Annotated in this window: 18 protein-coding genes; 5 read left to right on the top strand and 13 right to left on the bottom strand. The window is 72.3% G+C overall.

Going from position 1 to position 24,517, the window contains the following annotated elements; all coding sequences use genetic code 11:
• Positions 1-933, bottom strand: a complete 933-nt coding sequence (locus tag ACW62_RS04800; RefSeq protein ID WP_205629139.1) for an ABC transporter permease — start codon at positions 931-933, stop codon at positions 1-3.
• 68 nt (positions 934-1,001) lie between these two features.
• Positions 1,002-2,714: an ABC transporter substrate-binding protein gene (locus ACW62_RS04795; protein ID WP_157574387.1), complete on the bottom strand. Its 1,713-nt coding sequence runs from the start codon at positions 2,712-2,714 to the stop codon at positions 1,002-1,004.
• Positions 2,715-2,837: 123 nt separating this feature from the next.
• Here ACW62_RS04795 and ACW62_RS04790 point away from each other — a divergent pair, with 123 nt between their 5' ends.
• Entirely contained in the window at positions 2,838-4,484 is a 1,647-nt protein-coding gene (locus ACW62_RS04790) for a DUF885 domain-containing protein (protein ID WP_053202929.1), read from the top strand.
• 4 nt (positions 4,485-4,488) lie between these two features.
• Here ACW62_RS04790 and ACW62_RS04785 read toward each other — a convergent pair whose 3' ends face one another.
• The 11 genes from ACW62_RS04785 to ACW62_RS04735 form a co-directional block, all read right to left on the bottom strand.
• Positions 4,489-5,742 carry an amidase gene (locus ACW62_RS04785; RefSeq protein WP_053202928.1) on the bottom strand — a complete coding sequence of 418 codons (1,254 nt, stop codon included), beginning with the start codon at positions 5,740-5,742 and terminating at the stop codon, positions 4,489-4,491.
• Entirely contained in the window at positions 5,739-6,962 is a 1,224-nt protein-coding gene (locus ACW62_RS04780; protein ID WP_053202927.1) for a CaiB/BaiF CoA transferase family protein, read from the bottom strand. Before ACW62_RS04780 ends, ACW62_RS04785 begins: the two co-directional genes overlap by 4 nt.
• Positions 6,946-8,187 carry a methylaspartate ammonia-lyase gene (locus ACW62_RS04775; protein WP_053202926.1) on the bottom strand — a complete coding sequence of 414 codons (1,242 nt, stop codon included), beginning with the start codon at positions 8,185-8,187 and terminating at the stop codon, positions 6,946-6,948. Before ACW62_RS04775 ends, ACW62_RS04780 begins: the two co-directional genes overlap by 17 nt.
• The gene (locus ACW62_RS04770) at positions 8,187-10,154 is read right to left on the bottom strand and encodes a S9 family peptidase (RefSeq protein ID WP_083459222.1); all 1,968 of its coding nucleotides are present in this window, start codon (positions 10,152-10,154) and stop codon (positions 8,187-8,189) included. Before ACW62_RS04770 ends, ACW62_RS04775 begins: the two co-directional genes overlap by 1 nt.
• A gap of 83 nt (positions 10,155-10,237) precedes the next feature.
• Entirely contained in the window at positions 10,238-11,896 is a 1,659-nt protein-coding gene (locus ACW62_RS04765) for a PucR family transcriptional regulator (RefSeq protein ID WP_083459220.1), read from the bottom strand.
• A gap of 88 nt (positions 11,897-11,984) precedes the next feature.
• On the bottom strand, positions 11,985-13,103 hold the full coding sequence (gene menC / locus ACW62_RS04760) for an o-succinylbenzoate synthase (RefSeq protein WP_053202924.1): 1,119 nt from the start codon (positions 13,101-13,103) through the stop codon (positions 11,985-11,987).
• Between the two features lie 5 nt (positions 13,104-13,108).
• Complete coding sequence (locus ACW62_RS04755; protein ID WP_053202923.1) at positions 13,109-14,755, bottom strand: serine hydrolase domain-containing protein; 1,647 nt, start codon at positions 14,753-14,755, stop codon at positions 13,109-13,111.
• Positions 14,739-15,944, bottom strand: coding sequence for a diaminopropionate ammonia-lyase (locus ACW62_RS04750; RefSeq protein ID WP_053202922.1), 1,206 nt, complete (start codon positions 15,942-15,944; stop codon positions 14,739-14,741). The genes ACW62_RS04755 and ACW62_RS04750 overlap by 17 nt, the downstream gene beginning before the upstream one ends.
• Position 15,945: 1 nt before the next feature.
• Positions 15,946-16,788: an HpcH/HpaI aldolase/citrate lyase family protein gene (locus tag ACW62_RS04745; protein WP_053202921.1), complete on the bottom strand. Its 843-nt coding sequence runs from the start codon at positions 16,786-16,788 to the stop codon at positions 15,946-15,948.
• Positions 16,785-17,768 carry a MaoC family dehydratase gene (locus ACW62_RS04740; RefSeq protein WP_053202920.1) on the bottom strand — a complete coding sequence of 328 codons (984 nt, stop codon included), beginning with the start codon at positions 17,766-17,768 and terminating at the stop codon, positions 16,785-16,787. Before ACW62_RS04740 ends, ACW62_RS04745 begins: the two co-directional genes overlap by 4 nt.
• On the bottom strand, positions 17,765-19,240 hold the full coding sequence (locus ACW62_RS04735) for a leucyl aminopeptidase family protein (protein WP_169791992.1): 1,476 nt from the start codon (positions 19,238-19,240) through the stop codon (positions 17,765-17,767). Before ACW62_RS04735 ends, ACW62_RS04740 begins: the two co-directional genes overlap by 4 nt.
• Positions 19,241-19,423: 183 nt before the next feature.
• Here ACW62_RS04735 and ACW62_RS04730 point away from each other — a divergent pair, with 183 nt between their 5' ends.
• From ACW62_RS04730 to ACW62_RS04715, 4 genes are read left to right on the top strand one after another with little or no spacing between them, the layout of a single operon-like run.
• Positions 19,424-20,620 (top strand): M20/M25/M40 family metallo-hydrolase, encoded by a 1,197-nt coding sequence (locus tag ACW62_RS04730; RefSeq protein ID WP_205629138.1) that lies wholly within the window; start codon positions 19,424-19,426, stop codon positions 20,618-20,620.
• The gene (locus ACW62_RS04725) at positions 20,617-21,480 is read left to right on the top strand and encodes a GNAT family N-acetyltransferase (RefSeq protein WP_083459218.1); all 864 of its coding nucleotides are present in this window, start codon (positions 20,617-20,619) and stop codon (positions 21,478-21,480) included. Before ACW62_RS04730 ends, ACW62_RS04725 begins: the two co-directional genes overlap by 4 nt.
• Positions 21,477-22,796: a M20/M25/M40 family metallo-hydrolase gene (locus ACW62_RS04720; protein ID WP_053202917.1), complete on the top strand. Its 1,320-nt coding sequence runs from the start codon at positions 21,477-21,479 to the stop codon at positions 22,794-22,796. Before ACW62_RS04725 ends, ACW62_RS04720 begins: the two co-directional genes overlap by 4 nt.
• Before the next feature lie 12 nt (positions 22,797-22,808).
• Positions 22,809-24,335 (top strand): M20 family metallopeptidase, encoded by a 1,527-nt coding sequence (locus ACW62_RS04715; RefSeq protein ID WP_083459216.1) that lies wholly within the window; start codon positions 22,809-22,811, stop codon positions 24,333-24,335.
• Positions 24,336-24,517 lie beyond the last annotated feature (182 nt).

Below are 24,517 nucleotides of genomic sequence, written 5' to 3'. Positions count from 1 at the left end.
TCAGCTCTCCTTGATCGTCGAACGGGGGTCGAAGGCGGCGATCGCGACGTCCACCACGAGGTTGATGAGGAGGATGCCGGCCCCGAAGAAGAGCGCCACGGCCTGGACCATCGGGTAGTCCTTCACGAGCACCGAGTCAACGAGCTCGGCGCCGATGCCTGGCCATGCGAACACGCTCTCGACGAGCACGGTGCCGGCCAGCATCGACGCGAGGATCATGCCGCACACGGTCAGCGTGGGAGTCAGCGTGTTCGGCAGTGCGTGACGCAGATACACCACGCGAGCCGGGAGGCGCTTCGCGCGGGCGGTGCGGATGTAGTCCTCACTGAGCACCCCCTGGGTCTCGGCCCGGACGATCCGCGCCAGATAGGCGCCGGGGCCCACCACCAGGGCGATGACGGGCAGGACGAACGATGCCGCACCGGTCATGCCCGCCACGGGCAGCGCTCCGAGCGAGACGGAGAAGACGAACACGAGACCGACGGAAAGCAGGTAGTCGGGGACGGAGAGCGCGAGCCCCGTCAGACCGCCGAAACCGAGGTGAACGGTGCGGCCCCGGCCGTCTCGGGTCGCGATACCGATGAGCAGGCCCACCGGTATCGCGATCACGATGCACACCACGAAGGCCGCCAGGCCCAGTTTGACGGTCGCGGGCACCAGCTGCGCCATGACCTCCCGGACCGGTGTCTGGCTGTCGAGGGAGATGCCGAGGTCGAGGTGGAGCAGGCCGCGCACGTAGTCCACGTACTGCAGCCACAGGGGGTCGTCGAGCCCTAGCTGCTCACGCGTGGCACGGATGGTCTCCGGCGATGCCCGCAGCCCCAGAGCCGCACGGACCGGATCGCCCGGCAGTGCGTGCACCATGGCGAACGCCGCGGTGACGACGACCGCCATGGAGACGACGAACCGGCCGAGCCGCCGGGTCAGGAACACCAGCCAGGGGTGCCTCGCGCGGAACGACGACCTCACTCGAGCTCCTTCCAGAACCGGGACCGCCGCACTTATCCGAGCACACGCAGTGAGGTGGGCTCCAGCACGCGGGCGACGACGTCGAACTCCACTCCGTTGCCCCAGAAGAGGTAGGGAATGACGGAGATCGGGGTGATGTCCGCCTCGTTGATGAGAGCACCCTCGCCGGTGTTCCAGTCGTCGCACCCGTCCGTGCCCGACTTCAGCTGTGCTGCGGCGATCGAACTCTCGTAGACGTCGTTGCTCATCGACCCGTAGTTGATCCCCTCCGGCGGAGTGGCACCCGAGAAGAACGGCATCAGCGTGGCCGGATTGCTCACACCGAGGCCGATGAGGGTCGCGGTCCAGGGCCCCTTGCCGCCGAAGACGACGTCGGACCGCTCGGTGAACGACTGCCCGTTGAGTGTGACGTCAACGCCGAGCTCTCCCCACTGCTGGCCGATGTACTCGGCCGTCGCGGCGGTCTCCGGGTCCTCGTTGTCGTAGACGAACAGGACGGAGAGCGGTACGCCGTCCTTGCCGCGGACTCCGTCGCCGTCGACCGCCCAGCCCGCGTCGTCGAGCATCGTGGCCGCGGCTTCGGGGTCGTGCGCCGGCATGTTCGGCGTGACCGTGTCCCCGCTGCAGATCTTCGGATCCGTCAGCAGCCCGTTGGCCCGCTCGCCCAGGCCACCGGTCGACACCTGGGCGAGTTCGTCCATGTCCAGGGCGGCGACCAGCGCACGGCGGACCTCGACGTCGGCCGTCGGCTCTCCGGGATCCTGGTTGAAGGTGAGCTCGTCATTGACGATGACGCCGCCGTCGGAGAAGAGGCCGCCGGCTTCCAGCCGCTGCATGTCCGTACCGCCCAGCTGGGCGAGGTTGACCTCGCCGCTGAGCATCAGGTTGGCCGTCGTCGTCGCACTGTCGACGACCCTGAACGTGACCGTTTCCGGCAGGCCCGGCTCGTCGGTCGAGGCGCCGTCGAGCCCCCAGGCGTAGCCGTCGCGCAGCGTGTACTCGTACTCGTTGCCGGCCAGTGCCTTCGACAGGACGAACGGTCCTGAGCCGGTGGAGGCGGCGCTCATCGAGTCGCGGTCCTGGAGGCCGGGTGCACAGACCAACGGCAGTTCCGCCAGGTTCTGGAGGAAGAACGGGGCCCCGGATTCGAGCGTGACCTCGACGGTACCGGCGGCGTTGTCGCCCGTCGCCGTGGCCGCGGCGGGTACCGCGACCCCGAGCATGGGCGAGGCGTTGGCCGCGTTGGCCACGTAGTTGATGTTGTCGGCCACGGTCTGTGCGTCCATCGGCGAGCCGTCCGAGCAGGTGACGCCGTCGCGAACGGTCAACGTGTAGGAGGTGCCCTCGCCGCTCCACGACGTGACGACGCTGGGCGCGACCTCACCGGAGTCGAGGAGTTTGACGGGGGTGTCGTAGGCGAAGACGCTCATCATGAGGTTGACGCTGTTGACGGAGCGCTGCGGGTCGAGCGAGCCTGGGTCGCTGTCGATCGCGATCGTGAGCGACTCCCCGTCGACGTACTCGCCGGACGAGCCGCTCGGAGAGTCGCCACTGCTCGTTTCGCCAGCACAACCAGCGACCGCGACAGTGGCACAGAGTGCGAGCACCGAGATGCGAACAGAACGGTTTCGGACCATTGTCGTATGTCTTCCTGTGCGGCCGACGGGGTGAGCCGGATCGGCGCCGGATGATGTGAACCACGATTGAAGCCACGACGCGGCGCCGCGTCTTGTCCGGCCCCACAATCGGGCCCGCGGTCGATGGTGGCTCGACCCAAGCGCGCTGGTGAGGCCGGTCCCTAACCTCTCACCTGACCGTATGGCCGAGCGTGCGCGGCGCGTCGAACCGACAGCGGAGGAACCGGGCTGGTGGACGTCGAGGATCTGGGCAACCGGTATCAGCAGCTTCGGTACCGCGCGGAACCGACATGGGCGCACCTCATCGGTGAGTACTCGGTGGCGCCCCTGTTCGAGGACGTCAGCGAGGAGGCCGAGGACGCCGTCCGCGCCGAGGCCGGCCGGATCGCCCGCGCTGCCGCGACGGTCGCGCGCACGCCGGACGGAACCGCCGCGTCGCTCGACGCCGCGGTCCTCGCCTGGGACGCCGCGACCAGATCCGACGTGCTCGAATGCCGGTTCGCCGAACTGGACGTCGACCCGCTCTTCGGGCCGGTCGCGGCCCTGCCGGGCAGGGTCTCGAAGCTGTCGCTCCCGTCGGCCGAGGTGGCTCGCGCCCTGCCGGAGAAGTACGGCGCGTTCGCCCGCAATCTCCGTGACCGCGTGGAGCGCCTCCGGGCCGGCCGTGCGGCCAGGCGGACTCCGGTCTCCTTCGCCGTGCGCGGGACCGTCGACGGCGTCCGGGCCTGGCTGCGCACACCGGTCGACGACGACCCGCTCCTGGCCGTCGGGGCGCTGCCGCGGCTCGTCGACCGCACTGCCCTCCGGCAGGACCTGCGTGCGGTGGTCGCCGAGGTCGTGCGCCCCGCTCTGAACGCCTACGCCGGCGCGCTGGTGGAGCAGGCCGCACCGTCCGCGCGGCCGGACGAGCGGTGTGGGCTCTGCTGGCTGGACGACGGCGACCGGACGTACGCCACCCTCGTCCGGGCGCACACCACGACCGATCTCACGCCCGAGCGCATCCACGAGATCGGGCTCGCGCAGGTCGCGGCTCTGGCCGAGGACTATGCCGTTCTCGGCCGGGAGATCTTCGGGGTGGCGGACGTGGCGTCGGTCCTCACCCGGCTACGCGAGGATCCAGCACTCCATTTCGAGAGCGGTGACGACCTCGTGCGGGCGGCCGAGCACGCCCTGGCGAGGGCCAACGATCGTGCTCGGGGCTGGTTCGGGCGGATCCCGGCGGCCACGTGCTCGGTCGAGACGGCGACGAGCGGCTCGCTCGGCCAGTACTTCCGCCCGACGAAGGACGGCTCGCGGGGCGCGAGCTTCGTCGTCAACGTCTCGGACCCTCGTGCATGGGCGCGCTACGAGGTCGAGGCCCTCGCCTACCACGAGGGCGTGCCGGGTCATCACCTCCAGATGGCGCTCGTCGCCGAGCTCGCCGACCTCCCGGAGTTCCGGCGCACCGCGGCGATCACCGGCTACACCGAGGGCTGGGGCCTCTACGCCGAACGGCTGGCCGACGAGATGGGCCTGTACAGCAGCGCGTTGGACCGGGTGGGGATGCTGTCGTTCGACTCACTGCGGGCTTGCCGTCTGGTCATCGACACCGGCATCCACGCGCTGGGCTGGAGCCGGGACCGGGCTAAGCGGTACCTGGCCGACAACTCACCGCTGAGCCCCGGCCACATCGACGCCGAGGTCGACCGCTACATCGTGACACCGGGCCAGGCCCTGGCCTACCTGATCGGCCGGCTGGAGATCGTGCGGATCCGGGCGGACGCGACCCGGCGGCAAGGGTCGCGCTTCGACCTGGCCCGCTTTCACGACGCCGTGCTCGGCGCCGGCCCACTACCGCTGACGTTGCTGGACGCACACGCCGCGGCGGCGCTTCCCTGAGTCGTCAGGACCAGACGCCGGCGGCGAGCGCGCCAGGGGGACGCCGGCCGTGCCAGTCGCTGACCGCCTGTATCGCCTCGCCGGCCGCCAGAAGTGCCCAGTCGGCGCCGCGCCGGCCGACCAGCTGTGCGCCGACCGGCAGTCCCGCCGACGACGGTGACACCGGCAGACCGAGCACCGGCAGTCCGGTGAGCGACCAGCAGCCGGTGAACCGGTTGATGCGGCGGCTGACGAGGGTGAGATCGCCCTGGTCGGCGACCGGCGCGACGAAGGGCGTGGCCGGCACCGCTACGACGTCGACGTCGTCGAGCACGCTGTCGACCTGGCCCCGCCAGGCGAAGGCGACGGCGAGCGCGTTCTCGATCTCCTCGGTCGTGACGCCGCGACCGGCCTCGATCCGCCCTCTGATGCCGGCGGAGACGCGGCTGTCGTGCCAGTAGGGCTGCAGGTGCCGGACCGCCTCGGAGTTCTGCAGCGCGGCCATCGCCTCGTGCACCCGCTCGACGTCGCGGAGCCCGGTCACGGACACGATGCGGGCGCCCTCGGCGCTCAGCAGACCGAGCAGGTCGCGGAAGCCCTCGGCGACCTCGGGTTCGAGATCGTCCAGGAAGTAGTGCTCCGGGACGCCCACGGTGAGCTCGGCCAGGCTCCGCGGCCGCGGGCGCGGTGCCGCGCCGGCCATGACGTCGAGAGCGGCCCGGACCTCGGCGGCACTGCGCGCCATAGGTCCCACGACGTCCATGCTCGGGCTCAAGGGGGTGACGCCCAGCGTCGGGACGAGACCATGGCTCGGGCGCAGCGTGGTCACCCCGCAGAACGCGGCCGGGTTGCGCAATGAGCCGCCCGTGTCGGTTCCGACCGCGACGCGCACCAGGCCCGCGGCGACCGCGACGGCCGACCCGCCACTCGATCCGCCGGGGATCCGGCCGCGGTCCCATGGATTGCGACAGGCGCCCCAGGCGTCGTTCTGAGTCGTCGCGCCGAAGCTGAGCTCCTCGAGGTTCGCCTTGGCGACGATGCGAGCGCCGGCGGCCCGCAGTCGACGCACCACCTCCGCGTCCTCCGTCGCCGCAGGCGGATGCGGGCCGCTGAGCCCGTCGGTGCGCACGGTTCCGGAGACGTCCATGTTGTCCTTCACCGCGACCGTCCATCCGGCCACCGGACTCGACCCCTCGGCGGAGCCGTCGTCATCGATCAGCTGGACGAAGGCGTGCAGCTCGGCAGCGAGGGCCGCCACCGAAGCCGGTGCGCCGGTCACGTGGTCCGGCCCGGCTCGGCCGTCGCGGCGCCGAAGGCACCCCGCTCGGCATAGTCGGCCAGCTCGGCGGCGCTCAGCCCGAGCTCGTCCCCGAGCACCTGCTCACGGTGCTCACCAAGACTCGGCGCACGGCCGGGCGTCGGCGATGGCCACCAGGCGCGCCCCGCGGTGCGGACGTGCCGCACCGTCCCATAGCTCGGGTGGTCCGTCGCGACGACCAGCCCGCGGTCCGCGGTCTGCTGGTCCTCGAAGGCCTCGCGCAAGCCGTTGACCGGCCCGCATGGCACCCCGACGGCGCTCAGCAGGCTGACCCAGTGGTCGGTACGCTGCCGGCGCAGGGCGGCGTCCAGCACCGCGTCCAGCTCCGCGTGGTGGGCTCGGCGATCCGCGAGCGTCGCGAAGCGCGCATCGGCAGCGAGTTCCGGAACGCCCAGGACCTCGGTCAGGCGCTGGAAGAACTTCGGTTTGACGCAGGCGATCATCAGCCAGCCGTCGGCGGTCGGGTAGGCGCCGAACGGGACGACGGAAGGATGCGCCGACCGGGCCTTGCGGTGGGTCTCGTGTTCACGCGTGAGGTACCAGGTCGCGGGGTAGGACAGCATGGCCATCGCGGTGTCGAAGAGGCTGACGTCGCACTCGCCGCCCACGCCGTCTCGCCGCGCGGCGTGCACCCCTGCCAGCAGCGACATCGCGGCGACGAGTCCGCCGCAGTAGTCGACCAGTGACAGTCCGCTCTTGGTCGGCGGGCCGTTGGGATCGCCGGTGAGCGCCATCCAGGCGGCCCGTCCCTGGACCACGTAGTCGTAGGCCGGCTCCGCCCGCCGCGATCCGGTCATCCCGTAGCCGGAGAGCGAGCAGACGACGAGCCGCGGGTTCAGGTGCCGCAGGTCGGCGTAGCGGAGGCCGAGTTTGTCCGGCACGTCCCCGCGGAGGTTGAACATGAGCGCATCGGCGTCCTGGACGAGCCGATGCAGCACCTCCGTCCCGGCGGGGACGGAGAGGTCGAGGCAGACGCTGCGCTTGTTCCGGTTGAAGCTCTGGAAGAAGAGGCTGTCGTTGCCCTCCGCGAACGGTGGGACGTGACGTCCGATGTCGCCGTCCGTGCGGGCGTCCTCCACCTTGACGACGTCGGCGCCGAGCTCGGCGAGGTGCAGCGATCCGAACGGGCCGGCGCCATACTGCTCGACGGCGATGATCCTGATGTCACTGAGACCGGTCACGTCCACTCCTGTGCTCGATGATCGCGAGGGTGCGAGCCATCTCGTTCCTGGTCACCATCACGGCCTCGTCGACGCCCATGCCGGGCCGGGCCAATAGCAGGTCCGCGCCCGCGCCCATGGCGACGTGGGTGGCGACGCGGGCCGACAGGTCGGTCTCGGTGCACGACCCGCCGCAGTAGGCGGCTACGCCGGCGGCGTGGCAGGCGAGGACGGATCTCACGGTGTCGTCGATGCTGCCGACGTCGGGCATCTTGATCTGGATCATGTCCGCGGCGTCGGCGTCGAGAAAGGCCAGCACGTCCTCGTGGGTGTTGCACCACTCGTCGGCGACGAGCTGGACGCGCGCGCCCGAGCCGGCCAGCAGCGTGCGGAGGCTGCGGAGGACGTCGATCTGCGCCTCCCGCGACCGAGCCCGCACCGGCTGCTCGATGCGCAGTGCGAGCGGCGCGCACCGGTCGGCCAGCTCGGCGAGGAAGCCGGCCACCTGCGCCGTCGAGGAGAAGACGTCGCCGAGCGTGCCGTAGCAGTCGAGGTGGATCACTGGCTCGTAGGCGGTGTCGAGGCGCCGCGCCACGACCCGGTCGCGCACCCAGCCGGCATAGTCCAGCAGCAACCGGCCACCGGGTCCGACCAACTGGTCGGCGTTGTTGATCAGCCCGTGCGGCAGGCTCTCGACACCCCGGAGCACCATGCGGTCGATCGCCGCGTGCCGATCCTCACCACACTGGGCGAGAATCGGGACCGGGCCGATCGGAGCGGTGTTGCCGTACTCGGCGGCGACCACCTCTGCCATGGTGCGTCGAGTGGCGTGAGCCGCGCCCTCGAGCAGAGCCTGGCTGACGCCGTACGCGATCGAGCGGGGCAGCCCGAGCGTCCCGACCAGGGCCGACGTCGCCCGGAAGGAGTCCAGGGTCGCGCCTCGCAAGAGGTCGTCGAGGACCGGCAGCCAACGATCGCGGGCCGCTGTCGCCCGCAGGACCGGCTCCCGACCCGAACCGCCGGCGTACTGTACGGAGACGCCGGCCCCGGCGACCACGTGGTCGTCGTCGAGGACGAGCAGGACCTGGAGCGATTCGCTGGGCTGGCGGATCGAGCGGTAGCCGGGCGTGAGCACCGCGCCGTCGTAGAAGTAGCCGTCGCGCGTCGCACCGGCCGCGATGGCGGCCTGATCGTCGTTGCTGTAGGTGCCGGCGCCGGGCGCCGCCACGATCTCGGAGATGCGCATCAGCCGGCGTACCTCGTCACCCAGTCGACGACCCGGGCGTTGTAGTCGTGCCGGAACCGGGGCGGGCTGTCGAACAGCATGGTGTGCGACGCCCGCGGGTAGATCACGATCTCGGTGTCGACGCCGAGTTCGCGCAGCGCCGTGTGCCACTGCCGGGCCTGGTCCAGCGGGCACCGGACGTCCGTCCCGCCGTGCAGGAGCAGCGTGGGCGTGCGGACGTCGGCGACGCGGGTGATGGGGGACATGGCCGCGTAGTCGTCGGCGTTCGCCCAGAACGCACCGCCCCACTCGGTGGTCGAGAGCGCGCGGCGATTGTCAGCGGTGCCCGCGGCGCTGCGCAGGTCGCTGAACACGCCGCCACCGACGGCCGCGGCGAACCGGTCGGTCCGGCTGGTGAGGTAGCAGGTCAGGTAGCCGCCGTAGCTGAAGCCGGTCACCGCCAGGCGTGCGTCGTCGACGAGTCCTTCGGCGACCAGCTCGTCGATCGGCTCGAGGAAGTCCGCGGCGTCGGACGTGCCCCACCGGCCGGACACGGCCTGCGCGAAGGCCTCGCCGAAGCCGTCGCTCCCGCGCGGGTTGAGCAGCAGCACGGTCCAGCCGCGCGCGACGAGCTCGTGGTGGTAGAGATGCACGCTCTCGGCAGCACCGTTCCAGGCGTTGTGCGGGCCTCCGTGGATGTCGACCAGCAGCGGTTGTGGCCCGGAGGCGTCCGGATCGCGCATCAGCCACGCGGCGACGATCGTCCCGTCGGAGATGCGGAACGTGCGCTCACGGCGCTGGGCCAGGCGCAGCTCGCCGAGCTGTTCGCGGTGGTGGGTCAGCTGGATCGTCTTACCGGACTCGATGTCGAGCACGAAGACGTCGCCGAATGTCTCGGCGTTGCTGGCGAGGAAGGCGACCAGCCTGCCCGCGACGCTGAGGCTCGAGACGTTGCGGCCGGTCTCCGCGAGCAGCGGCGTCACCGTGCCGCCGGCCTCGGGCATGGAGCAAGGCACGACGTAGCCGCCGTCTCGCACGCAGAACACGACGGTGCCGCTGTCCGCCACGACTCGGGGTGTCGAGCCGGGGTAGCCCGGCGCGCCGTACATGACCTGCCGGTCCAGGTGCTCGGTGAGGTGCCGGATCGTGCCGTCGCGGAGGTCGACGAGGAGCAGGCCGGTGAACCGGCCGGGCCCTTCCGGATGGCCGCAGATCAGCAGCCGGGTCCCGTCGCCGGTCCAGGCGAGCGGTCCCGCACTACCTCCCGCCGGGCCCGCCGGCCGGGGCACCCGCTCCGGGTCGTCCAGGTCGACGACATAGGCGGCGGACTCCCGGGTGAGATCGGCGTCCGTGCCCATGGCGGCGGAGAAGGCGATCCGGGTGCCGTCCGGCGACCAGGCGGCTCCGACGGCGTTCCAGTCGCCGTCGGTGATCTGCTCACACCGGCCGCTGCCGACGTCGACGACGTGGACGTGCCGCCGGGGAGAACCGACCACGCCGTCGCCGTCGGCGAAGTAGTCGAGGCGGCGGCTCACGACCGGGGCGCCCCACGCCCAGGCCGCCGCCTCGTCATCGGGATCGGCGACGGCGGTGAACAGCAGCCGCGAGCCGTCGGGGCTGAATGCCGGAGCGCCGGCTCCGCCGGCTCGGTGGGTGAGCTCCCGTGGCTCGAGCGTCTCGACGTCCAGCAGCCAGACCTGCGGCGCCGCGCCGGTCGTGCGGAGGAACGCGATCAGGCGGCCGTCCGGTGACCACGCGGGGGAGGAGTCGCCGCCGGGCGGGGTCAGCCGGCGCGGTTCCCCGCCGCCGGTCGGCACCAGCCACAACGATCGCTCGGTACGGTCGGCGCCGAGGTCATCGGTGCGGACGACGTAGGCGACCGCGCTGCCGTCAGGGCTGATCGCCGGCTGCTCCGGGACGCTGATCCGTCCGATGTCGTCGACAGTCAGGTAGCGCTCCACACCGGTCCTCTCTTCGGGGGCTCTCATCGTGGCAACCGCCGGTCGGGGCGCGCTGGTGTCGTGACACCAAATCGCGGGCGCGGGTCCGCGGTGCGCCACAACGCGGCCGGTCAGGAGCGCATGAACAGACGGAACTGGAGCATCAGCGACAACCGCTCGTCGCGGTCGTCGAGGTTCATCCCCGAGATCTCGCTGACCCGCCGCAGGCGGTAGCGGAACGTGTTCGGGTGGACGTGCAGGGACGCCGCCGCGGCGATGTTGTCGCCGAAGTGGTCCAGCCACGCCCGCAGCGTCGGGACCAGGCCGGACCCGTGGCGGGCGTCATGCTCGACGAGCCGGGCGAACGGACTGCTGAGGCTCATGCCGCGTGCCGACACCAGGTCGGTCATCTCCATCATGAGCAGTTCGAAGGCGTGCTCGACCGTCGAGCACACCCGGTCGCCGCCGGGCGAGCTGCGGGCCAGCCGCAGGGCACGGTCGGCGTCTTCGCGCGCCCGGGACAGGCGTGCGGCGTCGGGGGCCATACCGCTGACACCGATGACCGCGGCGGACTGCCGCCCGACCCGGGCCAGGAAGTCCTTCGCCATCCGCTGGCCGCGGTCGGTCTCCGGGTCGGGGCCGGCACCGGCGGGGAGCGGCACGATGCCGTAGACGACGTCCCCGACCAGCGCGGCGGAGGCGCCCCGCTGGCAGGTGCCGAGATACATGTCGAACGCGTCGCCGAGCCGCAGCAACTCGGCGGCCCGGTCGGCATGCAGGCGACCGGGTTCGTCCTCGCGGTCGGGGAGCGCGACCGCGAGCACGAGCATCGGCCGGCGGGGCAGGCCCAGCCGCGCCGCGACCTCCTCGGCCTCCGGCCCGCCGGCGAGGACCTGCGCGGTCAGATCCGACCGCATCCGGCGCTCCACGTTCGCGTTCGCGCGGTGACTCAGCAGGTGCACGGCGACGGTGCCCTGCAGGTCGCGGAAGTGCTGCATCCGGTCGTCCGACAGCGGCCCGGGGACCGCGGCCCACACCGAGCCGAGGATCTCGTCGCCGGCCCGGATACCGAGGACGACGCGGGGCATCGACCACCCGCCGTAGCCGCTCTCGGGTGGTTCGACGAACAGCGGCTCCTGGGTGCGGTAGAGCTGGCGGAAGATCCCCCGCTCCTGGAGGTCCTGCGTCGCCCACGGCGTCACCTGCCGGTTGAGGATCGCGCCGACCCGGGACGGGTCGGCCTCCTCCTGGCGGATCGAGAAGGCGAGCACCCTGGAGTCGCGGTCCTCGACGGTCACCGGTGCGTCGAGGATCTCCGCGATCGCGTTCGCGAGCGCGAACAGGTCACCGGTCGGCACGCCACCGAGCGGCGCGGCGCTGATCGGGCTGGACGCCCCGCTGACCAACGGCGCGAGCGTGGCGGCGAGCTGCATCCACGATCGCTCGTCGCCGAGCGTCAGGACCGGCGCGCCGAGGGCCCCCTGGGACAGCGACGCGAGCACCTTCTCGCGGACGACGAGGGCGCCACCGTCGCGCCGTGCGAGCTGCTCGAGCAGCCCGGTGAGCTGCTCACCCGGCTGGACCCCGACGGCGAGCACGAGTGGACGTCGCGGCCAGGCCAGCTGGTCGGCCGGATCGTAGATCACCAGGCCGTCCACGACGCGGCCGAGGTCCTGGCCGTCGAACGCCGGCCGCAGCAGGGTGTGGCCGGCATCCTCCAGGATGCGGGCCAGCGTCGTCGAGGGTCCGTCCGATGCGGCGGACCACTCCGGGTGATCCGGGTGGCTCACAGCGACGATGGTACGGGGACGTGGACGCCGGCGTCTGTGTCCCCGCACCAAGGAGAGGTCCGGTCTGGTGTGACCGCACCAGTGTGGATCATCCGAGCGGCAACCACTCGGTGCGGACGGTCACCGACTCGAGGATCTCCGGGTCGGGCTCGACGCCCAGGCCCGGGCCGGTCGGCACCGGCATGAAGCCGTCGTGGAGTTCCAGCGGCGGCGTGATGTCCTGCCGGTAGAACCGGGACGACGCCGACACGTCGCCGGGGAGGAGCATGCCGGGAAGCGCGGCGAGTGCGGCGTTGGCGGCCCGGCCGAGACCGGTCTCGACCATGCCGCCGCACCAGACCGGCACGTCGTGAGCGCGGCAGACGTCGTGCACGCGCCGGGCCTCGAGGTAGCCGCCGACCCGGCCGGCCTTGATGTTGACGACGCGGCACGCGCCGAGCCGGATCGCGTCCGCGGCGGCCCGGGCGGAGGTGATCGACTCGTCCAAGCAGATCGGAGTCCGCAGGTGGCGCGCGAGCTCGGCGTGACCCAGCACGTCCTCCTCGGCCATCGGCTGCTCGATCAGCAGCAGTCCGAAGTCGTCGAGCTTGCGCAGCTGGTCGACGTCGGCCAGCGTGTACGCCGTGTTCGCGTCGACCTGCAGCGCGACGTCGCCGAACGCATCCCTGATCGCGGCGACGGCGGAGACGTCCCAGCCCGGCTCGATCTTGAGCTTGATCCGCCGGTAGCCGTCGGCCAGGTACGTTCCGACCGCGGTGACCAGCTCGTCGAGCGTGTCCATGATGCCCACCGAGACACCTGCCGGAACCGACGTGGCGACGGCCCCGAGCGCGCGGCTGAGCGGCACCCCCAGACCCCGCAGCTCGGCGTCCCAGACGGCCATCTCGAGCGCCGCCTTGCTCATCCGGTGGCCGCGGAAGCGGGCCAGCGCGGGCGCGACGAGGTTCACGTCGACGTGGGGCAGGTCGCTGAGCGCCGGCACGAGGAACTCGCGCAGTGTCGTCATCGCCGCCTCGACGTACTCGGAGGCGTAGAGCGGGTGCGGCGCGGCGACGCACTCGCCCCAGCCCTCGGCCTCGGACGTGACGGCGCGCAGGATCAGGACGTCCTTGGTCGTCTGGGTGCCGAAGGAGGTCCGGAACGGCGCCACCAGGGGCAGCCTGAGTCGCCGCAGCTCGATGCCTTCCAGCGTGGCCGTCGTAATCATCGGTGTCACCTCTGTTCGGGTCGGGTCAACGGGATCTCGGCGTACGCGACGCCTGCCTCGCCGGCCGTCAGCACCTCGCCGGTCGCGGACAGGTAGCGGTCCGGGCCGACGGCGATGAGCTGGAGCGTGATCGGGTCCGCGAGCGACCCCCCGCGGGGCAGGTCGATGACCGCGTGGTCACCGTCCTGGCGCAGGCGGTACGGCGCGATCGGGACGTCCGCGATCCGGGAGGTGTAGTCGCCGAGGAGGTGCGAGGGGAGCGTCGAGGCCCCGAGCTCGGGGACGACGGTCCGGTACCGGACATCGCCGGTGCCGGCGTCGAGCAGGTAGCGGACATGCCCGGCGGCGTCGCGGAGGAAGATCAGACGCCTGCGACCTCCCGAGTCCTTGTCGGGCACGGTCCCGGTCAGTTCGCCGTCGAGATCCACGACGGTCTCCTCGGGCTCGACCTGCAGGAGCCCGCCGTCGCGGACGACCAGCTCGACGATGTCACCGAGGCGGCCGACGTACCTGCCGGCCAGCTCGTCCACATGAGGCGACCGGGTCGGCGCGGCCGCGGGCGGCGGTGCCGGCGCGGGCGCTGCCACCGCCGAGCGGCCGCCGGCAGCCAGCCGCCGGACGATGTCGGCGGCCAGCTCGTTCTGGAGGTCGTGGTCGACGGAGTTGGTGAGCACCGCCCCGCCGATCCCGGCGTCCGGCAGCCAGAACACCTGGCAGAGGAAGCCGAAGCCCGCCCCGCCGTGATGCAGCACCCGCACCCCGGGCGCCCAGCGGTCGACGTAGAGGCCCAGCCCGTAGCCCTGGGTCTGCAGGTCGGTCAGCCGGGGGAAGTCGAGGTGCTGCCGGATCAGCTCGGGCCGGAGCAGGTCCTCGCCGTCCCGCAACTGGAACCGCAGGTAGCCCAGGACGTCGTCGACGCTCGTGTAGAGGCCGCCGGACGGCACCATCGGCACGCGCCGGGGGAGTTCGCGGCCCGCCCGGGCGAACGTCCGGGAGTGGCCGAAGGCCCGGTCCGCGTCGGCGTCGAAGACGTCGAAGTCGAACGTCGACCGGGTGAGCCCGAGCGGGTCGAAGAGCCGCCGGCGCATGAAGTCGGGGAACGTCTCCGCGCCGGCCCTCGACACGATGTGGCCGGCGAGGTCGATCCCGAGGTTGGAGTACTCGTGGTGGTGCCCCACCGGGAACCGCAGGTAGGTCTGCGGGATGGTCGCGAGATGCTCCTCGAACGTGGCGTCGCCGACCTCGTAGTTGGACCCGACGGAGGCCTCGTGGGTGAAGCCGGCGGTGTGGGTCAGCAGGTGGCGCAGGGTGATGCGGCGCTCGGGATGGTCCTCGAAGTCGCTGCGCACGGTGAACTCCGGCAGGTGGCGCAGGATCGGCTCGTCGAGGTCGACCAGGCCCTCCTGGACGGCCAGGAGCACACCGGTCGCGGTGTAGAGCTTCGACGTCGACTGGACGCTGAACATGGTGTGTACGCCGACGGCGCGCGCCGGCGGCCGGGCAGCGTCGGCGTGCGTGCTGCCGAAGGCCGCGGACCACAGCACGCCGTCGGCGTCGCACAGCCCGATGGCGACGCCGGGGATCTCCCGCGCCGTCGCCTCCCCGGGCACGACATCGGTGAGGTACGCGATGAGCTCATCGATCTGTGGCATGGTCCGGCTCCCGATCGTCGTCTCCGTGCATGGTTGCCGTCCCGGCGAGGATCGCGTCGTACCCGGCCGGATCGGTGACTCCTTCGGTGTCGAACAGGACGACCGTGGAGCTGGGCCGCAGGAGTGAGCCCGCGCGTGAGTCGAGCCGCAGCCGCCGGAGGCCGGCCAGGCTCGCCGCCCCGCTCTCGCTGGTCGCGATGCCGACGGCAGCGAGGTCGCGAATGGCCACGGTCGCCTCGAGGTCGGAGACCCGAGTCGCCGCACGGACTCCGTGCTGGAGCATCGGCCACGCCGCGAGCGAGACCTCGCCGCAGTTGAGGCCCGCCATCGTCGACTCGTGCGGGCCCGGGACGGTCACGCGCTCGCGGGCGGCCAGCGACTGCCACAGGCAGTCGGCCGCGGCCGGCTCGACCGTGACGACACTGCACGAACCGCTCGCCAGGCTGCGGACCGCGGCAGAGGCGAATGCGCCGACGCCCACGGGCGCGAGGGCGACGTCGATCGAGGCCTCGGGGCCCAGCGCCGCGGCGAGCTGGTGGAGCGCCTCGGCGAAGATCGTCGAGTAGCCGAGGACCACGGCCTCGGGGACCCGGGTGTAGCCGGGCCACGAGGTGTCCGACACGAGCAGCTCGCGGCGGCCGTCGGCCCGCACCCGCGCCGCCTCCTCGGCGGCGCGGCGCACGGCGTCGTCGTACGTGCCGGCGACCACCTCGATCTCGGCGCCCTCACCGCGGATCGCGTCGACTCGCGACCCGGCCATGTCAGCGGGCACGAAGATCCGGCTCCCGAGCCCGAGCAGGCGGGCCACGTACGCGACGGCCCGGCCGTGGTTGCCGTCCGTGGCGGTCGAGAGCACGACGGTGGTGCTGAGGGCGCCCGCTGCCTCCGTGAGGGCGTCGAACGTCGGGAACACCGGCCGGTCCAGGAGGTCGGCGATCACCATGCTGACGGCCCAGCTCGCGCCGACGACCTTGAACGACGGCAGGCCCAGGCGCTGCACCTCGTGCTTGACGAACACGTGCCCGACGCCGACCTGGTCGGCGATCGTCGGCGCGGGGACGAGCGGGGACTCGGCGAATCCCGGAATGGACCGATGGAATCGCTCCACCACGGCCGGAGGTCGTTCCGTCCAGCCCTCGAGGGCCGACCACGCCGGGTTCCACAGGACGTCGCTCTCGAAATGGGCCATGTCAGTCGCTGTCCTCCGCTGTCTCGTGGGCCGCCGCACCAGCACCGGCGACGGCCAGGATCCGGCGCGCGCGCTCGACGACGGGGGCGTCGACCATCAGGCCGGACGTGGCCACCGCGCCGTGCGCGGCACTGCCGGCGGACGCGACCACGCCATGCGCCCAGGCCACCTCCTCCGGGGTCGGCGCGAACGCCGAGCGGATCGGCTCGACCTGCATCGGGTGGATCGCGAGCTTCCCGGCGAAGCCCTCGCGGCGCGCCCGTCCTGCGTCGGCGAACGCAGCGGCGGGGTCTCGCAGCGCCCTGGTCACTCCGTCCACCGGTGCGGCTCGTCCAGCTGCCCTGGACGCCAGCAGGAGCCGGCACCTGGCGTGCGTCACGACGTCGGACTCCTCGTCGCAGCCGAGGTCGACCGCGAGGTCGACGGTCCCGAGGAGGAGCCGCTCCACCCGATCGGCGGTGACGATCTCAGCGACTCGCTCGACACCCGCGGCGGACTCGATGAGGGGCGCCACCGGCACCGTGAGCACCTCGCGCACGGCCTCCAGGTCCGTTGCGGACTCGACCTTGGGCACGACGACGCCCTGGAGGCCCGCGCAACGGGCCAGGCCGAGCACGTCATCGCGATGCCATGACGAGCCGGACGGGTTCACCCGCACCCAGGCCGATCCGCCTGCGGAGAGCCAGCCCACGACGTGGTCGCGAGCCGCCTCCTTGGCGGCCGGCAGAACGGCGTCCTCCAGGTCGCAGATGACCTGGTCGGCGGCGCTCGCGGCCGCCTTCGCGAAGCGGTCCGGTCGATCGCCCGGCACGAAGAGCCACGCCGGGCCACGGCCGGCGCTCATGCGACCAACGCGGCGAAGGTCCAGTCGAGCACGGCGCCGCGGCCGGCCACTGACGTCTGAGTGTTGAGCACGGCGATCGCGCTGCCATCGCGGTACGGCGTGAGGCCCTGCACCGTGACCCGGCTGTGCACCGTGTCGCCCTCGTACACCGGCGCGACGTGGTCGCACGCGAACCACTCGGTGACGGTCGCGAGCCCCGGGACCGCGCGACACGTCTGGCCGAGAGCGAGCCCGATCGTGTGCCCTCCGTACACCAGACGACGGCCGCCGGCCAGCTCCGCGTCGTGGTGCACCGCCGCGACGTTCACGGTGAGGCGGGCCAGCTCCGGCGCGCTCGAGACGACGTCGCCGGCAGCGAGATCGCGGACCTCGCCCACGACGAGGCGCTCGTCGCCGGCGGCCGCCCGCAGCGGCCCGAGCGACCAGCCCGCGAGCCACTCGGGCGCGGAGGCCGCGGCCGGCACCGGCGGCACGGTGAACAGCCCGCCGGCGTCGTCCGAGCGATCCCCTGCCGCCTCGGCGCCGGGGCGGCAGGGGAGGAGCGCACAGCGGTCGAAGCCGAGGACGACGCGCCCCGTCTGGTCCCGGCTGAGGATGCGCAGCACCACCTTGCCCCGCTCCGGCCGGTCCGCCCGGGACCGGACCCGGCGGGTGGCGACCACCTCGGCGGACGTCACCAGCGTGTCGCCGAGGTAGGGCGTCGCCCGCAGCCGGAGTCCTCGGTAGAAGAGGTTCGCGACCACCTGGCGGGTCACGACGCTCGACTGGCCGATCGCGACGTCCCACACCACCCCGGGATGCGCGAGGCCCGCACGTCCGGTGACCGACTCGGCAAGGGAGTCGTCGAGGCAGAGCGGCAGCCGGTCGCCGAGGATCGCCCGGTGCTGTGCCTGGAGACCGGCGTCCAGCGTGACGGCCGGGCCGGTGAACACGTCGCCGGCGGAGAGATCGTCGAAGTAGGGACCGTCCACGACGCTCACGCGGCGCCCTCACCGGCCGCGGCGCCGCTGGAGCGGGCGGCCAGGAACCGGGTGAGCAGCCGGACCCCGCGGCCGTTGGCACCGGCCGCCCAGCGGTGGTCGGCGGCCGGGTGCATCACCGTGAGCCCGAGGTCCACGTGCGCCCACGCCACGCCGGACGCGAACGGCTCGAGGTAGAGCGCGGCGGTGATGGCGCCGTACGGCTGGGTCGCGTCCGGGTCGAAGTTCCGCGCGTCCGCCACATCGGAGGCCAGGCCGTCCCGATACGGCTCCCACCGTGGCATCGCCCAGCCCGGCTCGCCCGACGCGCTCCCGGCCGCCAGGACCAGCGCCAGCAGGGCGTCGTCGGTGCCGAACCCGGCCCAGATCTGCGGGCCGAGGCCCGAGCTCGAGGTCAGGGTGGCCAGGTCGACGATCGCGGCGGGGCCTGCCTCGGCCGCGTACGCGAGGGCGTCGGCGAGCACGAGCCGCCCCTCGCAGTCGGCGTCGGTCACCTCGACCGTCCGGCCGCCGCGATGACGCAGGACGTCCCCGATCCGGGTCGCGGCCGGACCCGGCATGTTCTCGGCGCACGCCAGATAGCCGCGCACCGGCGCGTCGGAGTGCAGGCCGGCGAGCGCGACGAAGGCGCCGAGGACGGCGGCGGCGCCGGACATGTCCGCCTTCATGGTCAGCATGCCCCGGGACGGCTTGAGAGAGATGCCGCCCGCGTCGAAGGTGATGCCCTTGCCGACGAGCGCCGTGTGCGGGCCCGCTTCGTCGCCGCGGCGCAACTCGACCAGGACCGGCGGGGACGCGCTGCCGCGCCCGACCCCCAGCAGCCCGCCGAACCCGTCCCGCTCCAGCATGTCCTGGTCGTGGACTCGCACCTCGAACCCGAGAGCCTGGCCGAGTTCTCGACAGACGGCCGCAAGCCGCTCCGGGACGAGCTGGCCCGGTGGCGCGTTGACCAGGTCGCGAACGAGGTTGGCGGCCGCGCCGAGCACGACGCCCTCGCGCACGGCCTCGTCAGCGCCCCAGTGCCGGACCGGTACCGGATCGAGCCGGGCGAGCAGGTCGGCGACCGTCCAATCGATCTGGTACCGGTACGTGCCGAGGACCCAGCCCTCTGCCGCCGCAGTGGCGCAGCGCGGGTCGTCGTCCCAGCAGCCGACCGCGTTGAGCACCGTCGCAGCGGACCCGCAGCGCCGGGATGCCGCCATCGCGGCCTCTCGCACGTGGTGGAAGGGCAGCTCCGGCCGCGGATCGCCGACGACCACGTAGACGAGGTCGGGGCCGTCGACGACGGGGACCCGGGCGACCTCACCGGGTTCGGTCAGGTCGACGCGACGTCCGATCTCGCGCACGTCGGCCTCGACGCCGGCATCGGCGAGGAAGCGGGCCAGTGGGGACGGCACCTCTCCGCCGCGGCCGGTGGGTACGACGACCGTCCCGGCCGACAGCGCCGGAGCGTCCGCGCCCTGCTTGGTCACCTGGTCCTCCCGATGCATCGCCACCAACGTGTTCCGTGCCGTAGCAGGACGCTAGCCGGACGAGGACGGCTGCCGTCGGTGTCGGACACCTAGGTCGCAGCCGCCTTTTGATGTCGGGCCACAAGAGCCACCGCCGACCCGGCTGAGACCCTGACGGCCGCAGATCAAGCGCCGGAGGGACCCATGAACGCACCGCCATCCGCCGGCCCCGTGACCGCCGGGGGCTGCGCGGTGAACGATGTCCACCCCCGCATCGCCGCCGCCCACGACCGGATGGCCGAGGTCGTGGCGGCCTCGGCTCAGCTGGTCAGCGTCGAGTCACCGTCGGCCGACCTCGCCGCCGTCGCGCGCAGTGCCGACCGCGTCGCGGAAGTCGGCGCGGCCATCCTCGGCGTTCGTCCGGAGCGGATCGAGTCGGCCGGGTGTGCGCACCTGCGCTGGCGGTGGGGAGACGGCCCACGCCGGGTGCTCGTGCTCGGCCACCACGACACCGTCTGGCCGCTGGGCACGATCGACACCATCCCCTTCGAAGCCGGCGACCGGATCCGCGGGCCCGGTTGCCTGGACATGAAGGTCGGGCTCGCGCTGGCGTTCCACGCGATCGCCGGCCTCGACGATCCGTCCGGCGTCACCGTCCTGGTCACCGGCGACGAAGAACTCGGCTCCCCGACCTCCCGCGAGCTGATCGAGGCCGAGGCCGAAGGATGCGCGGCGGTGCTGGTGCTCGAGGCCGGCGACGACTCCGGCGCTCTGAAGACCGAGCGCAAGGGACGAGCCCACTACGTCCTGACGTTCACCGGCCGCGCCGCGCACGCGGGCCTGGAGCCGCACCTCGGTGCCAACGCCCTGATCGCGCTCGGCAGCGCCGTCGGCAGGGTCGCCGCGTTGGCGGACGACACCGAGGGGACGAGCGTCGCTCCGACCGGCGCGGAGGCGGGAACGGCTGACAACACGGTGCCCGAGCTGGCCACGCTGAGGATCGACGTCCGCGCTCGGACGGTCGCGGAGCTGGTGCGGGTCGACACCGCGATCCGGGGCCTCGTGCCAGCCGATCCCGGGGTCGCTATCGACGTGGCCGGGGGCATCGACCGCCCGCCGCTCGAGGCCACGATGACCGCCGGGCTGTTCCGGCGCGCGAGCGCGCTGGCGGAGGGCCTGGGCATGGCTGCGCTCACCGGCGCCGCCGTGGGCGGCGGCTCGGACGGCAACCTGACGGCAGCCGCCGGGGTGCCGACCCTCGACGGTCTCGGAGCGGTGGGCGGGGGAGCGCACGCCCGCCACGAGTGGGTCGACACGGCGCTGCTCGGCGACCGTCTCGCACTGCTGACGGCGCTGATCGAGGACGTCCTCACGTCGACCGGCGCCGAGGACCTTCCATGACTTTGGACCGTCCGCGGCGCTCGCTGGCCACCCCGCCCGGTCCCGGCGTCACCGTCCGGGAGGCGACCGGAGTCGCCGAGTTCGAGGCGGTCAGTGCCCTGCTCAGCCGGGTCTGGAATCGCTCGCCCGGCTCCTCCCAGGTCACGGTATCGCTGCTGCGCGCTCTCAGCATGACCGGCAATTACGTCGGTGCGGCCTTCGTGGAGGGCCGGATGGCCGGCGCCGCCGTCGCGTTCTTCGCACCGGACGACGGGTCGCTGCACAGCCACATCGCCGGTGTTGACGCCGAGTGTCGCGCACGCGACGTCGGGTTCCTGCTCAAGTGCCACCAGCGCACCTGGGCGCTGGGGCGCGGCATCCGTTCGGTCACGTGGACGTTCGATCCGCTGGTCCGTCGCAACGCCTACTTCAACCTGGTGAAGCTCGGCGCTCGAGCGACGGCCTACCTTCCCGACTTCTACGGGCCCATGCACGACGGGCTCAATCGGGGCGAGGAGAGCGACCGGCTGCTGGTCGAATGGGACCTCCTCTCACCCGCCGCGGTGGCCGCGGCGGACGCACGATGGTCGCGGCCATCGGTGGGGGAGCACCCGGCGCTGATCGAGGTCGGCGAGGGCTCACTCCACGTGGTGCCGTGGACCGGCGGTGCGGCGTTCGTCCCCGTACCGGAGGACATCGAGCAGGTGCGGATCGAGGATCCCCGGCTCGCGCAGGCCTGGCGTCACCGCGTCCGCGACGTGCTGGCCGGTGCCATGGATCGCGGTGCTGAGATCACCGGCTTCGACCGGCAACGCGGCTACGTGATCGCCCCCACGCCCACCCCCGCCCCGCCGGCGGGCACAACGTCAGGAGCACGATGACCGTCCACCCCGACGTCGTCACCATCTGTTCCGAGCTCATCGCCATCGACACCAGCAACTACGGGAGCCGGGGCAGCAACGGCGAACTGGACGCCGCACGGTACGTCGTCGGACTGCTGCGCGCGGCGGGCTACGATCCCGAGCTCATCGTCTCCGAACCGAACCGGGCCAATGTGGTCCTGAGAGTCGCCGGCACCGATCGCTCGCAGCCCGGCCTGCTCGTGCACGGGCACCTCGACGTCGTCCCGGCCGAGCCCGGCGGGTGGACCGTGGCACCGTTCGAGGGCCGGGTGGCAGACGGCTACGTCTGGGGCCGCGGAGCGACCGACATGAAGGACATGGTCGCGATGATGCTCGCCACCTTGATGCGGTGGGCATCCCGAGGAATCGCTCCCCGGCGAGACGTGGTCTTCGCCTTCGTCGCGGACGAGGAGGAGGACGGTGCCCTCGGTGCCGAGTGGCTGGTGCGGAACCGTCCGGAGCTCTTCGACGGGGTCGCGGCGGCCATCGGTGAGACGGGTGGGCAGGCCGTACCGGTGGAAGCGCCCGACGGCCAGGTGCGGCGGTTCTATCCCATCGCCGTGGCCGAGCGCGGGTCCCTGCATCTGCGCGTTCGTGCGAGCGGGACGGCCGGTCACGGCTCGCGTCCCAACCCCGACAATCCCGCCGCCCACCTCGTGACCGGGCTTGCGCGGCTCACCGAGCACCGCTGGCCCATGACGCTGACGCCACCGATACGGCGACTGCTCGAGATCGCCACGCAGACACTCGGCCTCGACGCCGATCTCTCGTCCGCGCAGGGGGTCGAGGCCGTGGTGGACCGCATCGGGCCGCTGCGTGACGTCGTCGAGCCGTCGCTGTACCCCTCGACCGCCGTGACCGTGCTCGAGGCCGGCTACAAGTACAACGTCGTGCCCGGTGAGGCCCACGCCGAGATCGACGTGCGCTCGGTGCCAGGCGGTGAGGCGGATCAGCTCGCCACGATCGATACGCTCCTCGGACCGGCGGTCACCAGGTCGTTCCTGTCGTATCGCCCCGCGATCGAAGCGGAGTGGGACAACCTGTGGTTCGACGCCATGGCGGCGGCGGTCCGGCGGCACGACCCGGATGCCGTGGTCGTCCCCTTCTGCATGGCCGGCGGCACCGATGCCAAACCCTTCGCGGAGCTCGGGATGGCGGGCTTCGGGTTCTCGCCGCTGGGCCTGGACCCGGACGGCCGGACCCCGGCGGGCATGCACGGCGTCGACGAACGCGTGCCGGTCGCGGCCCTGGTCCAGGGCCTGGAGATGCTGGACGAGTTCCTCCGGACGGTGTGAGGAGACGAGCGCATGAGTCGTTCGGCGGCCATCGATCGCGCCGCGCGCTACCTCGACTCGGGCGGCCTTCTCGCCGACCTGCGCCGTCGGGTGGCCGTCCGGACCGTGAGCTCGGAGCCGCAGAGCGGGCCTGCCCTCCACGACTACCTGACCCGGGAGATCGCGCCGCAGCTCGCCCGGCTCGGTTGCGTCGTACGCATCGTCGACAACCCGGTGGAGGGCGCAGCGCCCTTCCTCCTGGCCCATCGCCATGAGGACGACGCGCTCCCGACGGTACTGACGTACGGTCACGGCGACGTGGTCGTGACCGACGAGGCCGAATGGGGTGCTGGTCTCCGGCCGTGGCAGGTCGTCGTGCGAGGTGACCGCTGGTACGGCCGCGGCACCGCCGACAACAAGGGCCAGCACACGATCAATCTGGCCGCCCTCGAACAGGTGCTGGCCGCGCGCGAAGGCCGATTGGGGTTCAACCTGAAGGTCCTGCTCGACATGGCGGAAGAGATCGGCTCGCCGGGTCTGGCCGAGATCTGCGCCGGCCTCGGTGACGAGCTGAGCGCCGACGTGCTGATCGCCTCGGACGGCATGCGGGTCGCTGCCGGACGGCCCACGATCTTCCTCGGCTCCCGCGGCGAGGTCGACTTCACCCTCCGCGTGCACCTGCGCGATGAGCCTTATCACTCCGGCAACTGGGGCGGCCTGCTCCGCAACCCCGCAACGGTCCTGGCGACCGCCGTCGCCGCCTTGGTCGACGGCCGCGGCCGCGTGCTGCCGGCAGGGCTGCGACCTCCCGCCTTGCCTGATTCCCTCCGGCGGGCCCTCGCAGGCATCTGCGTCGACGGCGGTCCCGGGAGCCCGGAAATCGACATGGACTGGGGCGGGCCCGAGCTGACTCCGGTCGAACGTGTCTTCGGCTGGAACACCTTGGAGGTGCTGGCGCTCGGCGCAGGCACCCCCGAAGCGCCGACCAGCGCGATCCCCGGCCGAGCCGTCGCTCATTGCCAGCTGAGGTTCGTGGTCGGCACCGACTGGTCCAATGTCGAGAACGTCCTGCGGGAGCACCTGGACGGCCACGGACTCACCATGGTCGATGTCGATGTCGGCCAAGGCGTCGCCGCGACCCGCGTCGACCCGGACAACGCTTGGGTGCGGTGGACCGAAGCCTCTCTGCGAGAGACGACCGGCGCCGAGCCGGCCATCCTGCCGAATCTGGGCGGGACCTTGCCGAACGCCGCCTTCGCCGACACTCTCGGCATCCCCACCATCTGGGTACCCCACTCCTATCCGGGCTGTGCGCAGCACGCTCCCGACGAGCATCTACTCACGCCGCTCGCGCACGAGGCACTCCAGATCATGGCCGGGGTGTTCTGGGATCTCGGAGACCTGGGCGCGCACGGCAACGCCTGGCGTGAACGGCTGGAGCGCCAGTGGGGTTCGAAGGACATGCGCGACGACAGAACCGCGTGCACCTCTGCTGTCGGATGCGTAAGCCCTGGGCGACCGCATAGTCGACCTCCGGCGCAAGCTCCATCGGCATCCTGAGATCGGTCTCGACCCTCTCAGTCACCCATATGTGGGTGCTGGACGAGATCGCTGACCTCGGCGGACGATCAAGCGAATTTGAACCCCCACCAACATCTCCGCTGGTGAGGGGCGGATTTGATGTGTCCGAGGGGGGACTCGCCCACCTGGACTCACCCTGCACGCGACTCTCGTACTGGCCC

Origin of the sequence: Jiangella muralis, from assembly GCF_001270745.1 — a bacterium.
Classification (GTDB): Bacteria; Actinomycetota; Actinomycetes; order Jiangellales; family Jiangellaceae; genus Jiangella; species Jiangella muralis.
This window is presented reverse-complemented; position numbering and strand designations above follow the sequence as displayed.